General features: G+C 67.7%; 13 protein-coding genes and 1 riboswitch. Of the genes, 5 read left to right on the top strand and 8 right to left on the bottom strand.

Going from position 1 to position 14,226, the window contains the following annotated elements; genetic code table 11:
• Nucleotides 1-18: 18 nt before the first annotated feature.
• Nucleotides 19-200: riboswitch (cobalamin riboswitch) on the bottom strand.
• A gap of 121 nt (nt 201-321) precedes the next feature.
• The 4 genes from GOAMI_RS05005 to GOAMI_RS05020 all read left to right on the top strand — a co-directional run bounded on the left by GOAMI_RS05005 (nt 322) and on the right by GOAMI_RS05020 (nt 3,739).
• Nucleotides 322-1,275, top strand: coding sequence for an L-lactate dehydrogenase (locus tag GOAMI_RS05005; protein ID WP_006435308.1), 954 nt, complete (start codon nt 322-324; stop codon nt 1,273-1,275).
• Nucleotides 1,276-1,412: 137 nt separating this feature from the next.
• Entirely contained in the window at nt 1,413-1,685 is a 273-nt protein-coding gene (locus GOAMI_RS05010) for an excalibur calcium-binding domain-containing protein (protein WP_006435309.1), read from the top strand.
• Between the two features lie 161 nt (nt 1,686-1,846).
• Entirely contained in the window at nt 1,847-2,677 is an 831-nt protein-coding gene (locus GOAMI_RS05015) for a DUF2786 domain-containing protein (protein WP_006435310.1), read from the top strand.
• 237 nt (nt 2,678-2,914) lie between these two features.
• Complete coding sequence (locus tag GOAMI_RS05020; protein WP_374978477.1) at nt 2,915-3,739, top strand: LysR family transcriptional regulator; 825 nt, start codon at nt 2,915-2,917, stop codon at nt 3,737-3,739.
• Nucleotides 3,740-3,803: 64 nt separating this feature from the next.
• Here GOAMI_RS05020 and GOAMI_RS05025 read toward each other — a convergent pair whose 3' ends face one another.
• The 6 genes from GOAMI_RS05025 to GOAMI_RS05050 all read right to left on the bottom strand — a co-directional run bounded on the left by GOAMI_RS05025 (nt 3,804) and on the right by GOAMI_RS05050 (nt 10,116).
• Nucleotides 3,804-4,718: a carbohydrate ABC transporter permease gene (locus tag GOAMI_RS05025; RefSeq protein ID WP_006435312.1), complete on the bottom strand. Its 915-nt coding sequence runs from the start codon at nt 4,716-4,718 to the stop codon at nt 3,804-3,806.
• Complete coding sequence (locus tag GOAMI_RS05030; protein WP_006435313.1) at nt 4,705-5,673, bottom strand: carbohydrate ABC transporter permease; 969 nt, start codon at nt 5,671-5,673, stop codon at nt 4,705-4,707. Before GOAMI_RS05030 ends, GOAMI_RS05025 begins: the two co-directional genes overlap by 14 nt.
• A gap of 3 nt (nt 5,674-5,676) precedes the next feature.
• Nucleotides 5,677-6,531 carry a metallophosphoesterase gene (locus GOAMI_RS05035; protein WP_006435314.1) on the bottom strand — a complete coding sequence of 285 codons (855 nt, stop codon included), beginning with the start codon at nt 6,529-6,531 and terminating at the stop codon, nt 5,677-5,679.
• Nucleotides 6,528-7,910, bottom strand: a complete 1,383-nt coding sequence (locus GOAMI_RS05040) for an ABC transporter substrate-binding protein (protein WP_006435315.1) — start codon at nt 7,908-7,910, stop codon at nt 6,528-6,530. Before GOAMI_RS05040 ends, GOAMI_RS05035 begins: the two co-directional genes overlap by 4 nt.
• Nucleotides 7,907-9,037 (bottom strand): ABC transporter ATP-binding protein, encoded by a 1,131-nt coding sequence (locus tag GOAMI_RS05045; RefSeq protein WP_006435316.1) that lies wholly within the window; start codon nt 9,035-9,037, stop codon nt 7,907-7,909. The genes GOAMI_RS05040 and GOAMI_RS05045 overlap by 4 nt, the downstream gene beginning before the upstream one ends.
• 179 nt (nt 9,038-9,216) lie before the next feature.
• A complete protein-coding gene (locus GOAMI_RS05050) occupies nt 9,217-10,116 on the bottom strand; it encodes a YhjD/YihY/BrkB family envelope integrity protein (protein WP_006435317.1) in 900 nt (299 codons plus the stop codon).
• A gap of 48 nt (nt 10,117-10,164) precedes the next feature.
• On the opposite strand from GOAMI_RS05050, the gene GOAMI_RS05055 reads away from it, so the two are divergent.
• Complete coding sequence (locus GOAMI_RS05055) at nt 10,165-10,683, top strand: TIGR04338 family metallohydrolase (RefSeq protein WP_006435318.1); 519 nt, start codon at nt 10,165-10,167, stop codon at nt 10,681-10,683.
• A gap of 6 nt (nt 10,684-10,689) precedes the next feature.
• Here GOAMI_RS05055 and GOAMI_RS05060 read toward each other — a convergent pair whose 3' ends face one another.
• On the bottom strand, nt 10,690-11,979 hold the full coding sequence (locus GOAMI_RS05060) for an oxygenase MpaB family protein (protein WP_006435319.1): 1,290 nt from the start codon (nt 11,977-11,979) through the stop codon (nt 10,690-10,692).
• A gap of 127 nt (nt 11,980-12,106) precedes the next feature.
• On the bottom strand, nt 12,107-14,164 hold the full coding sequence (locus GOAMI_RS05065) for a CocE/NonD family hydrolase (protein WP_006435320.1): 2,058 nt from the start codon (nt 14,162-14,164) through the stop codon (nt 12,107-12,109).
• Between the last annotated feature and the right edge of the window lie 62 nt (nt 14,165-14,226).

Here is a 14,226-nt window from a genome sequence, read left to right on the forward strand (position 1 = left end):
CTGTGCGCGAGATACCGGGTGGACTCGACGAGAACGGCAGGTATTCGGACTCGGGTTCGTCCGAACCCGACGCCTTCCCGGGTTGCCCCAGTGGCTTGATGTCGGGTCCGTCCCCCATACCGCTGCGCGCCAGTCCTGGATTCGCACCAGGTTCCCTGGCACCCGCTTGTGCAGGTGCGACCGATCTCTCCGGTGAGGTTAGCAATACGGACACCGAGGCCCCACCGTCGCGTAGCCGGGCGAGTGTTGCCCGGAGGTCGTAGGCTGGGGCCGGCAGAGCAACGACCACACGCGAATCGAACCGAGGCGGACGGTGATCCGATGGACGGACGGCCCACGAAACTGGCCATCATCGGCGCGGGCGCGGTGGGCACCGCGATCGCCTACTCAGCACTGATCCGGGGGGTCGCGCGGACCGTCGCCCTGCTGGACATCAAGGCGACGAAGGTCACCGCGGAAGTGCTCGACCTGTCGCACGGTCTCGAGTTCGTGCCCCGTGCCGACATCATCGGCTCCGACGACGTGTCGGTGTGCGCCGGCGCCGACGTCGTCGTGTTCACGGCCGGCGCCAAGCAGAAGCCGGGTCAGTCGCGTCTCGAATTGGCCGAGGCGACAATAGGTTTGACACGATCGATTCTGCCCGGTGTGCTCGAGGTCGCGCCGAATGCGATCTACCTCATGGTGACCAACCCGGTCGACGTCGTCACCTACGCCGCCCAGCGGGTCACCGGCCTGCCGTCGAATCGGCTGTTCGGTTCCGGAACCGTTCTCGACTCGTCGCGCTTGCGGTTCCTCATCGCGCAGCACTGCGGTGTGGCGGTCCAGAGTGTGCATTCCTATATCGTCGGCGAACACGGCGACAGCGAGATCCCGCTGTGGTCTTCGGCGACGATCGGCGGGGTGCCGCTGACATCCTGGAAGGCCTTGCCCGGCCGACCGGCCATGGACTCCGTTGCCCGCGAACGCATTCGGTCTGAGGTCGTGCACGCCGCCTACGCGATCATCGAAGGCAAGGGTGCGACCAACTACGCCATCGGCCTCGCCGCCACCCGGATCGTCGAAGCTGTGCTCGGCGACGAACACCGGGTGCTGCCCGTCTCGACGGTCGCCTCCGGGTTCCCCGGGCTCGAGGACGTATGTCTGTCCCTGCCGACGGTCGTCGACCGCGGTGGTGCGCAGACGCGACTCGAGGTGCCGCTGTCGCCGGACGAGGAGGCGGGTCTGCTCGCATCGGCCGAGACCCTGCGCGGGATGCAGGCGCGATTCGGGTTGTAGCGCGCTCCTTCGGTCCCGTGACGACCTTGCATGGCGCACTGTCCATCGGCCGGACCAATCCCGCGACACAACGCGGATACCGACGACGCTGCCGGGTTAGCTTTGCCTGGTCACATCGGTCTAGGGAGAGTTCGACGATGAGTGCTTCGCGAAAGATGGTTCTGGGGTTCGTCGCTGCGGCGTCGATGGCAGTCGCGCCGCTGATGGTCGCGGCACCCGCGTCGGCCGCGACCGACTACGCCAACTGCACGGCACTCAACGCCGACTACCCGCACGGCGTCGGCGAGCCCGGTGCCGTCGATTCGACCTCCAGCACCCCGGTCACGAACTTCACCGTCGACCAGGCCCTCTACGACGCCAACGACGAGAGCGATCGCGACAAGGACGGCATCGCCTGCGAGAAGCAGTGACCGCGATTCCACTCCGGTGACGTGTTCACCCCGCGTCGTGTTCGGCGAGACCCGCGCGACATCGCCCGCTGGTTGTCCGCGGGCGGAGCTCCCGACCCTGGCCTTTCCGGCCCGTCGGCGGCCCGATGGAACCGATCGGGCCGCTGGATAGTCTGAAATACATGCGCGACGACAAGCTGCTCACCCGGATCTCCGCCCTCCTGCGACAGGCGGAGAACACCGACAACGAGCACGAAGCCGAGACGTTCATGCAGGCCGCACAGCGTCTGGCCACGGCGTCGTCGATCGATCTCGCCGTGGCCCGCGCGCACGATCCGGCCGCCCGCAAGAAGGCCACCCCCATCTCGCGGCAGATCAAGATCGGCGAGCCGGGCAAGCGCGGCCTGCGCACCTACGTGCAACTGTTCGTGGCCATCACCGCGGCCAACGACGTGACCGTCGACGTCGCGAGCAACTCGACCTTCGTCCTCGCCTACGGCTACGAGGCCGACATCGACGCCTGCGAGGCGCTCTACACGTCGCTGATCATCCAGATGGTCGCCGCCAGCGACGCCTACCTGAGGTCGGGGGCGTACAAGGGCGAGACATTCGCGCGGGTCGTCACGAAGGGCAGCGGATGGCGTGCCCGCCGGGTGATCGAGGAGAAACCGCTGTCGCCCATCACGGCGCGACTCAACTTCCAATCGGCCTTCGCCGAACGCATCGGCAAGCGGCTCACCGAGGCGCGCGACGCCGCCCGCGAAGAAGCCCTCGCCGCCGAGCGGAGGTCCGGTGAGCCCGAACGTTCGACGGCGCTGGCGTTGCTCAACAAGGAACTCGAGGTCACCGACTTCTACAAGACCGAGTCCACCGCACGCGGCACGTGGCGACCGTCGAGTGCATCGGCCGGCTACTCCGAGGCCGCACGGAAGGCGGGCGACCGCGCGGGGCGTCGGGCCAAGATCGGTGCCGACCGCGAATTCGGCGGTGCCCGAGGGGCTCTGGAGGCCTGACGGCGCTCGACCCCTCGCCGATCGAGGGTGCTGCGGCCAGGGATCCGTCCGACAGGTGGGCTTCGCCCGGAGTTCACCGCACGTTAGTCGGTGTCGATAGCGTGATCACCTGACCGCATCACGGCTTGACCAAGGGGGAATCCGTGGAATTCAGGCACCTGGTTTCGTTCCTCGCGATTAGCCGAGGAACTCCACTTCGGCCGGGCCGCTGCCCGTCTCCACCTCACCCAGCCGTCATTGAGCGCCCAGCTCCAGAAACTGGAACGGTCGTTGGGCGTGCAGCTCGTGCAGCGCACCTCGCACGAGGTCAAACTCACCTCGGCCGGTGAGGCCTTCGAGTCCCACGCCCGGCTCATCGTCCTGCAGATGGAGAAAGCGGCCACCAGCGCCAAGTCCACCGCCGAGGGGCTGTCCGGGTCGCTGAACGTCGGATACAACCTGCCGGCCGGACACCACGTCCTGCCGACGGTGATGACGCGGATGAGCAAGGACTATCCGGACATCTCGATCTCGCTGTGGGAGAAGCGGACCGGACCGCAACTGGCGGCACTGTCGGACGGCACGCTCGACGTCGCCCTGGCGTACGGGCGTCCGCACACCCGACAGTTCCGGTCGCGTCGGTTGCTCGCCGACATCCCCATCGTGGCGATCGTCGGCCGCGGCCATCGGTGGGCCGGGCGGTCCGGGGTGCGCTTCGCCGAACTCGCCGCCGAGCAGTGTTTGCTGTTCCAGCGCGAACAGACCCCCGCGATGTACGACTCGATCGTGAGGGCAGCGGCCGAGGCGGGTATCGAGATAACCCTCGCCGGCACAGCGGACGATCCGGGCGCGGCTGCCTACATGGTGGCGGCCAAACCGTTGGTCGGTTTCGCGTCGCTGCCGCGTGCGGTGGCCGTGGGACGGGGTGTCCCGGGGCCGGGACCCGTCGCGGTGAAGCTGTTCGACCCGATCCCGGTCATCGACCTGTACGCCGTGTGGCGTGCCGACGACACCAGCCCGGTGGTCGCTCGCTTTCTCGACTGCCTGGGCGACGAGGCCGACTCCCGGCGTCTGGTCGGCTGACGCGGGCGACTCGCGTGCTCGTCGGGATGACGCGAATGCGGGCACCTCGAGCAAGACCCGACGCCTACTTCAGTCCGGAGCGCACGAACGCGTTGACGACGTGGCGTTGCATGAGCAGGTACAGGACGAACACCGGGAGGCAGGTCATCCCGGCAAGGGCCATCATCGCGCCCCAGTTGGTGCCCTCGGCCGTCATGAAACTCCGCAGGCCGATCTGCACGACCGAACCCGCCCGCTGCAGGATCATCGCGAGCCAGAAGTACTCATTCCACGCATTGATGAACAGGAGGATTCCGAGCGCCGCCAGCGCCGGCCGCAGGTTGGGCACGACCACGGTCCACAGGATCGACCACGACCCCCGGCCGTCCAACTCGGCGGCCGTCACCAGCTCCTTGGGGAAGGACTCCAGGTGCTGGCGCAGCATGAGCACGGCGAGAGCCGAGCACATCGTCGGCATCACCACGCCGGCCAGCGTGTTGAGCAGACCGAGCTGCTGAAGCAGAACGTAGTTCGGCAGCATCGTGACCTGGAAGGGCACCAGCCAGGTGCCGACGAAACCGAGGTAGAGCAGTCCCTTGAAACGGAATTCGAAGACGGCGAATCCGTAGGCCGCGAGCAACGCGACGAGTAGTTGCGCGACCATCGAGCCGGTGGCGACCGCGCAGGTGTTGAGCAGCAGACGGACTACATCGGTCTGCGCCCCCGCGTCGGCGAAGTTCTGGAATGACAGCGGCCACGGCAGCGGGGCCAGCGAGTACTGGTCCTCGGGTCGTCGCAGCGCGGTCGCGACCATCCAGTAGATCGGGAACCCGCAGGCCACCGCGATGGTGGCGAGGACGAGGTGACCGCGTATCCGTGCACCGCGGGTGACGCCGCGGGCGCGTGACTCGCGGGCGGGAACCGCACCCACCGCTGTCGCGGCGTCACGCGTGGTGGCGGCGCCGGTCAGGTCGTGGGTCCGCAGGTCACTTGTCGTCATGGAAGGTCACCCGTTCCGATAGGCGGACCAGCCCGGCGGCGAGCAGTCCGAACAGGACGAAGACGACGATGCCCATCGCCGCACTCATGCCGGCATCGAAGGTCTGGAAGCCGTACTCCCACAACAGGTAGTACACGTTGGTGGTGGCACCGGACGGACCACCCTGGGTGAGGGTGTCGATCAGTGGGAAGGTCCACTGCGCGCTCAGGAGCACGGTGAGCAGCGCCAGGAGCACGAGGGACGGAGAGAGCAGCGGCAGCGTTATCCACCGGTCGATCTGCGCGTTCGTGGCACCGTCCACGCGGGCGGCCTCGTGGTAGTCGGGGTTGATGCCGGCGATGCCGGCCGTGACGACCAGGACGGCGAAGCCGACGACATGCCACCCGGTGATCACGATGATCGCGAGCTGCGCCGTCCGGGTGTCGTTGATCCAGTTGACCTCGAGACCGAGGACGCGATTGATGGCACCGTCCTCCGGTTCGGCCAGCCACCGCCAGGCCGCCGCCGATGCCACGGGCGCGACGAGGAACGGTGCAAAGATGACGCTCTGGTAGATCACCCGCATCCGGCCGGTGACGCTGCGGCTCGCAAACGCGATCACGACCGGGGCCAGTACCGCGAAGGGCAACAGTCCCACGATGACCTCCACTGTGTGCCAAAGGGATTCACCGACCTCGGGGAGTTCGGTGAGCCGCCGGTAGTTGTCCCCGCCGACCCCGACCATCGGGTTGTCCGGCAGCAGGTTCCACGAGTGGAACGACAGCTGCACGGCCTGCGCCAGTGGCCGGTACGTCCAGATCACCAGCAACGCGACCGCCGGGGCGAGATACATGTACGGTGTCGCGCGGCGGAGGATGCGCCCACGCGATGGTCGTCGTACCCGGGTGGGCGCGGCAGCGGGCACATCCCGGGGCGTCGTACCGGACGGAGAGGGGTTGCCGAGAGGAATCAGCACGGGTCAGTCCTGACGTGCCGGCTCACGCAGTGCCGCCAGCGTCTGTGATTCGTCGGCGTCGTACACCGTCTCGGTCGGGGTGGCCTCGACCGCGGTCGCGACGACGGTGCCGTCCACGACGTCGATGCGACTGAAGCCGTATCCGATGTGCCCCCGATGCCGCCCCACCGGGGCGAGGGTGTCGAGACGGTAGGCGAGTGCCGGCCCGACCCACACCGGGATCCCCGCCAGTGAACCGCCTCCGGTGAGATGCGAGTGCCCGCAGACGATCATCCGCACATCGGATCCGGCAAGGGCCTCTGCCAGCCGGTCGGCCTCGCGCAGGCGCAGCAGGTCGATCGGCGCGATCGCCGATCGCAACGGCGGATGGTGAAGCGCCAGCACCGTGGTGCCCGACGGTGCGGGCGTTGCCACCTCGTCGCGCAACCAGGCCAGCTGCTCGGGTTCAAGCCATCCGTCATGCCGGCGCGGACGGGTGCTGTCCAAGGTGATCACCCGGGTTCCGCGCAATAGATGCACGGTGTCGTGCGGCGCATCGGGATCACCCGGCTGGTCGAACAATCCGATCCGGAATGCTTCTCGTGCATCGTGATTGCCCATCGCGTAGATCACCTGTGCGCCGATCGACCCGGCCGCGGGCTCGACGAGGTCGCGCAACCTGCGGTAGGCCCGGACGTCCCCGTTGTCGGTGAGATCACCCGACAACAGCAGCGCATCCACGCGCCTGCCGGAGGCGACGATCCGCTCGAGCACCTCGCCGAGGTTGCGGGCGCTGTCCACGACGCCCCGCAGCAACTGTCCCGGGGGCACGATGTGGGTGTCGGTCAGCTGCAAGATGGTGCAGTCCGTCGTACTCATCGAGCCGGCATCAATCGGGTCGACTGGCGCTGCGCCTCGCTCAGCGCGGCCTGTGGGTCGGCACCCTGGTAGACGACCTTCTCGACGGCTGTCATCAGGTTGCTCTGGATCTGCTTGTAGCTGTTGCCCGGCATCGACCGCCAGGGTTCGAGTCGTTGCAGCTGATCCAGATTCGGATCGATCAGCCCGCGGTTCTCGCGTGCCCATTCGCTCAGGTGAGCCGGGTCGTCGACGAGGCCGGTACGGAGCGGCAGGTATCCGATGCCCTTGGCGATCGTCGTGAACGCGTCGTTGCCGGTCAGATAGCGGATCAGCTCCCACGCCGCCCGCTGCTTGGCTGGGTCCTTGGCGAAGATGTACAGTGCCACACCGGAATTGGTGGGTACCGTGGGATGTTGGCCGAAGGCCGGCATCGGTGCCGCGCGTAGTTCCCACTTGTCTTTCGCGCCCCCGAGGAACGTCGCCTGCATGGAACTGCTCTCCAGGATCATGCCCATGTCGCCACGCGTGAATGCCTCGTAACCCTGCTTCTGCGTGAATGCCGGTGTGCCACCGGACTTCACGAGCTGCTGGGCCATCGTGGTGACCGCGATCGCGGCGGGGTCGGCGAATGACAAGGTGGTGCGGTCCGGGGAGATGACCTGTCCGCCGGCGGAACGGATCAGGCTCTGATAGCCCCAGTCGGTGGCCGATTTGGTCAGGCAGTCGATGTAGACGCCGCCCTTGCCGGTCCGGGCGGCGATCGCACGGGCTGCTCCGGCGACCTCGTCCCACGTGGCGGGAGGCTTGTCGGGGTCGAGGCCGGCGCGGCGGAACAGGTCGGCGTTGTAATAGAACACCGGGGTCGACATCACGAACGGAATTCCGAAGGTGACGCCGTCGGACACACCGAGCGTTCGCACGCTCGACGCGTAGGGGTGGCGCTCGGCGAAGTGCGCTTCGACGGCGTCGGTGCCGAACAGTGCCGAGAGTGGCTGGGCGCCGAGCTGGTCGACGACGAAACCGAAATCGCCGAAGCCCAGCTGTGCGACGTCGGGGGCCGAGCCGGCCACCGACTGGTTCTGCACGCTCGAGATGGCGTCGCGGGCGGGGTTGGGGCTGTTGCCCTGCGGTTTCTGGGCCTTGACGGTGATGTTGGGGTGTTTCTTGCTGAAATCGGCGATCAGTGTGTTGAAGGTGTCGGTCCATGCACCGGCCAGACCGTAGTTGTAGCTCTCGAAGACGATCGTGACCTTCTGGGCCGGATCGAGTTCGGGCACCGCGACGGCGGTTCCCTCCCCGGCGGTCGAACCCATGCTGCAGGCGGACAGTACGACGGCGGTGGTGGTGAGTGCGGCGACGATCGCCACTGCTCTGCGACGCAGGGACCTGCGACTCATGATGCTGCTCCTTGTCGGATGAGGGTGTTCTCGCGGGTGGTGGAGGTGTCCGGCTTCCACTGCAGACGCCGGCCGCTGGACCGGTCGAAGAGATGGATGTCGCCGGCAGCGACGGACAGGCGGATGTGGTCGCCCGCGCGCGCCGTCGGGCGTCGGACGCGGGCCTGCAATGTCGTGGTGTGGGCGCGCAGGTGCAGGACCTCGTCACTGCCGACGTTCTCGACGGTGAGGACCTCCGCGGCGATCTGGCCGCGCGGGTCGAGCACCATCCGTTCCGGCCGGATTCCGGCGGTGACCTCGTGCGGGGCATATCCGCCGGCCGGCGTGGGCAGGTCGATCGGTAGGTGAATCCCGGGTGCGCGCACCACCATCCGGTCGTTCTCGGAGGCCACCACGGCGTCGAACAGGCACATCGGCGGGGCGCCGAGGAACGCGGCCACGAAGGTCGACGCGGGTTGGTCGTACAGCTCGTCGGGCGCGCCGACCTGCTCGACGTGGCCCGAGTCGAGCAACACGATGCGCGTCGCCATCGACATGGCCTCGATCTGGTCATGGGTGACGTACAGGAACGTGGCGCCGATGCGATCGTGCAGGTCGACGAGTTCGGTCCTGGTGGCCGAACGCAGCCGGGCATCGAGATTCGACAGCGGTTCGTCCATCAGATAAGCGCCCGGTTCCTGCACCATCGCACGGGCGAGGGCCACGCGCTGGCGTTGTCCGCCCGACAGGGCTGCCGGGCGGCGTGCGAGCAGTTCCGTGAGTGCGAGCGACGACGCCACCCGCTCGACCCGTCCGGTGATCTCAGCGCGCCGGACAGACCGGGCCCGCAGCGGGAACGCGACGTTCTTGGCGACAGTGAGATGCGGATACAGGGCGTAGCTCTGGAACACCATCGCGAGACGCCGGTCTCGGGGCGGCAGATCGGTGACGTCGTGGCCGTCGATCCGGATCTCACCCGCGGTCGGCTCGGCGAGACCGGCGATCATCCGCAGGAGCGTGGACTTGCCGCATCCGCTGGGGCCGAGGAAGACGATGAACTCGCCGTCGGCGACGTCGAGGTCTATCGAGTTCAGCGCTCGTGTGGACCCGTAATCCTTGGTGAGTCCGGAAAGCTCGATCCGGCTCACGACGAGATCGCCTCCGGCAGCGACCGATCCGGGCGGTCATCTGGATGGTGTCGTGCGGTTCCTGCGGTCATGGTGTCCCCTCCGGTTCACGATCTGCGCAGACACAGTGTCGGGCGCGGACGGTGACGAGGGGGGATGGATAGGCAGCGCCTATCGTGCGAGAGCGGGCGGCCCGGAGCTCACACCGGCGGGCGGTACCAGGAGGCGGTCGGCACGGTGAACGGTGTAGGCGTTCCCGCCCACCGCTGAACCCGGCGTCCCACGCGGCCCTCGTCGGTGACCACGGCATGCACGACGATGGCGGTCACGACCAGGATCGCGGCGAAGACGAACAGCCAGCCGATCGCGACGAAGACGATGCCGAGCGTGCCGAAGTAGCGGATGGTGCTCGACGCCAGCGTGGGCAGCGCGACGCGGCTCCCGGCCAGCAGCACCGTGATCAGCAGGCCCGTGCCCACGCCGTTGAGCACCAGGAGGCGGAGCGGGACCTGGGTGGAGACCAGCAGTCGCGGGATCACGGTGAACGTGGCGGACCAGATCATGACCGTCACCACGAAGATCAGCACGATGCCGAGCAGCCCGCTGCCCCCGAGATAGATGCCGAAGAGCGATTCGGCCCGCAATCCCGTCGACAATCCTTGCGCGGTCACGGCGGCCGGGATGAGGAACAACACGACCACCCAACGCCAGAACGCTCGCCATGGCAGTTTGGTGACACCCCAGATCGAGACATACATTCGGCCGAGTGCACGTGACAGGGAGGTGGCGCCGGCGATGGTCATCAGTGCGCCGATGACCCCGAAGGTGGCGAAGGACTGCGGGTCGTCGACCGACGTGTGGTCGAGGCGGCTCACCGGGATGCCGAGTTCGGTCAGCGCGTCGTCGACGACGTCCGTGCCCGGCAGGGTGAGCACCAGGATGACGATGGGCAGGATCGAGGTGAACGCCTGCGCGGCGAGGGTCATCGCCCGGTCGGTCACGTCACCGCGGGCGATGTCGGTGAGGATGCGCAGGCTGAGCGTCGCACCAGGGAGTCGGAGCACGCGTTCGGCGAACGCGCGCACGTCGGGACGGCGCATGAAGACTCCCATCGGGTACAGCGGACCCTCATCATCATTGGTGATGCCGTGAGCCCCCGTGACACCGGGCGTGCCCGGTACTACGACGCCGAGCGACTCGTGTTCCGGCTTTTCGACACCGCGTCGTCGTCGCGCACCGTGCAGCTGGCCGGGACCGAACTCACCTTGCCGGCCGAGGCCCGGTTCGCCTCGATCGAGGCGGTGCGTGACTACGTGCGGCGGGTCTTGGAGCTGCCGAGCGTACGATCGCGGTTCCCGCGCGCCGCCGAGCCCGTGTCGGTACGCGAGCGCCGAGGTCAGAGCTCGGCGCACTACGCCCGGTCGACGACGGTGTCCGGAAACGAACTCGTGCGCGCCGAGATCGCGATCCCGTCGTCGGCCGAGGGGCGGTGGGCATTACGGGAGCTGGTCGTTCTGCACGAACTCGCCCATCATCTCGACGACTCCAGGGGCCCGGGACACGGACGAGGCTTCGTGCTCACCTTCATCGAACTCGTGGGTATGGTCCTCGGGCCCGAGGCGGCGTTCGTCTTCCGCGTCGTCCTCGCCGACTCGGGGATCGGCTGATCGGGTTCAGTGGCCGGTGATCGCCTTGGCCGAATGGCCGATCGTCGCATCGCCCCCGGCCATGATCCGCATGAACTCGCGCTGTTCGGCCATCCCACGCTCCGCGGCCCGTTCCCGTCCTCCCGGTCGCTGGGCGGCGATCGAACGGATGATGTTGACGGGGAACCGGATCGCCGGATACCACGGCAGGACGAACGGCAGTCCCAGGGTGTGCATCGCACCTCGTCCGAGGAACGCGCTGGTGATCGAGAGATGTTGCGAGCGCGCGATCTTGCGCCGCAGACCCGCGAACCGGCGATAGTCCCACTGGAGTGGGTCGTCGGCCATCGGAACCGAGAGCTGCCTGGTCGTCTCATCCGGGGTCGAGAGGACGTACGAGGTTTGGTGGAGCACACGGATCGCGTCGCGAAAATCCCTGGGCAGGAACTCGTCCTGGACGCCGAGAAGCCAACCGGTGTACCGCGTGAGGTGTGCGACGGCGTCGTACTCGCCGGGCCGATTGACGAGTCCCATCATCACCGCTCCGAGGCTGGGCGAGACGAGCGCCCCGATCAGCGTCGCGGCCATGTCGGTCTGGTTGATGGGAAGTCCCCAGGCGTCGGAATCCCAGTCCGGGAGGGCGGCGACGTGGCGTCGGACGAATGCATGGATCAGCCGGACGTGCAGCGTCGATCGATAGCCGACTCCCTGTGGCAGCAAACCGTTCTCGGTGATGACGTCGGTGGCCCACTGGGTGGTCTCGGCGAAGCGCTTGTTCGAACCCTTCTCCAATGCGCCGGTGCGCAACAGGGTCTGGTTGAAGCCGGAGAACTGGTAGCCGCCCAGCAACGCGACGTCACGTGCGACGTACAGGCCGTCGGCGCCGCCGCTGCGCATGATCCGGGCACCCTCTTCGATCAGGTCCCGGTCGACCCAGTCCGGGGTCTTCTCGTAGACCTCGAAGAACTCGCGGAGCGGAGCCGGGGCGTCGGTCACCGAAGCGATGCCGTTCTCCAGCGCCTGCTCGAACAGCGGACGCGCCTGCGTCATCCCGGCCGTGTGCATCCACTCGACCAGGCGATCGGCCGGTTCGTCGCCGACGGTGAGGAGCTCGCCGATGTGGCGGAAGAGTTCTCGGTCGGGTTTACGCAGGCCCAGCAGAAGGCCGACGGCCCACAGGCCGGTCGGGATCTTGCACGGACCCGATGGGTGTCGCGTCGGGATCGTCGTCGCGGTGGGGAGCGGTGCAGGGGGGATCGGCGCGGCGGGGCCCGGGGGCGCCTGCGGTGCGGTGGAGGCGACCCGTGAGGTGGTCATCGGACGTGCACTCCGATCGGAGACGTTTCGAACAGGGCTGTCATCGAAACGTAGGTCTCCGGCGCCGCAGAGTCAATGGGACGGATGAAAATATTCGTCCCAAATGGCTGGTCGCAGGATCGGGATGTCAGACGGTGGCGGCGTCCTCCAGGTCGGAACGCAACCCCTCACCGGCGAGCAACGTGAGGTAACTCGGATGCGCGGGGTCGAGGACCAGGCGCTGCTTGCGGCCGCGTGCCTTGATCAGGTCGGGCACGACGGTGAGGTAGCGCGGCAGGCTGGCCGCGTAGACGTCTACGCGCAGACGGTGGCCGGGTTGCAGTACCGCGTCGGTGGGGACGAGGTCGACATCGATGCGGACCGGTTCGTCGGCCGGGACCGGCAGTTTGTGCTTGTGGGACAGGTAGTGGTGCGCCGACAGCAGGCTGCCGTCGGTGGTGTACGTCGACTTGCTGCGGTCCAGGGCGCGATTCGACGCCGACAGTGCGCCGTTGGTGAGTACGGTCGACGTGCCGTCGGGCGCAACGTCGTTCACGGTCACCGCCCAGATCGCCTCGTGCGCGGTGGTCGCGACGTTGAGTCGCAGGTTCATCGCACCGCTGACCGGGGTCGCCTCGAGAACCGGTGCCGTCGTGAACGACAGCGCACCCCGCTCCTGGAAACGAGCGTCCTTGGCGTAGTCGGCGCCGAGGACCATCGTTGCGCCGGCAGTCACCTGGGTCATGTCGCGCGACCGCAGTCCGCGGGTGTCGGGACGGATGTGCAGCGATGAGACACCTTGTGCGGGAGTCGAACCCAGCGTTCCGTCATGAACGGCGTGATCGGCGGTGGACGAGGTGTCCGGCGTCAGGTAGAGCCGGGTCGGCGCCACGCCGGGCCGCGGGAAGTTCTGTCCGGCCGTCCACGCGCCGCCCTGCTGCAGCATGGTGACCGGACCGTAGAACTCCACTCCGTTGCGGTGCCCCTTGAGCCAACGGTCGAACCAGGCGCGTTCGAGGACGTCGAGTCGCGGCGGCGCGAACTTGCCGCCGTAGCCCGAGCCGACGTCGAGGTGATAGCCGTCGCCGACGATCATCTGCTTGCGGCCCGGTTCCATCTTCAGTCGTTCGTAGACACCGGTGGCGCTGCGACCGAACAGGTCGTGCCATGCGCCGACCGTGAACGTGGGGGCCTCGATGCGGTCGACGATCGGGTCGCGTTCGTCGAAATACGGGTCGTCGAAGATGCGTGGGTCGCGCGCGGTGAGGAAACCCCAGAGCAGCGAGGGGATATCGGTGGCCGGCGACTTCACCCGGTCGATGGCCCACCGCAGAGCGTGGCCGCTGACGATGTCACGAACGATGTTGGCGGGGTTGGGAACCCACTTGAGCATGTTGACCGCCGACAACCACACCGGGATGAACGCCGACGGCATCCCGCCGGTGATGTAGATGTCACGCACGATGTCGTCGCAGCCCTCGACCGCGAAGACCGCCTTCAGCTGTGGCGGTCGCTTGTCCGCGGCCTGCAGCGAGTTGATCGCCGAATAGGACCAGCCGGCCAGGCCGACGGTTCCGTCACACCATTCCTGCTCGGCGACCCAGTCGATGATCTCCAGCGAGTCCTGCTGCTCACGCGGGCCGAGGATCTGCCACTTGCCGTGGCTGGCTCCGGTACCGCGTACGTCGACGACGACCTGTACGTAGCCGCTGCGCACCAGGTTGCGGTTGATGCCGAAGACGTCGAAGACCCCGCCGGACAGCGTCTGGGTGAGTGTCGTGAGGCCCTCGAGTGCGGTGCCGCTGGCGTCGATCGACGCCGACGCCGTGTGCAGGGCTTTGCCGAGCACAGGAGCGTGCAGTGCCTGATCGACGAAGTCGATGGCGGCCCGGTTGTACGGGTTGATGTTGATGATCGCGGGGTAGGGCGTGAGAACCGTCTGACCGAACCGGTTGGCCGGGCGGATCACCGTGGCACGCAGGACGGCACCGTCGCTCATGGTGATCGAGACGTCACGATCGATGACGACGCGCGGGTACAGCTGCTTGCCGTCGACCTGTTCACGCCAGCGGATGGCGTCGGCGCCACCCGTGGGGTCGCCGAGGGGGAGGGTGCCGAAGTGGGGCGCTTCGGTGATGCGCCGCGAGGGAAGTGGCGAGGGAACCGGGCGCGCGCGTCGTTCCGCGGGATCCAGCTGATACGTCATGGTGCATCACCCTGCCTGGGGTGGGGTGCCACACCGTGTGTGCTGCTGGTCGAGATGGCCGG

Origin of the sequence: Gordonia amicalis NBRC 100051 = JCM 11271 (assembly GCF_000332995.1) — a bacterium.
Taxonomy (GTDB): domain Bacteria; phylum Actinomycetota; class Actinomycetes; order Mycobacteriales; family Mycobacteriaceae; genus Gordonia; species Gordonia amicalis.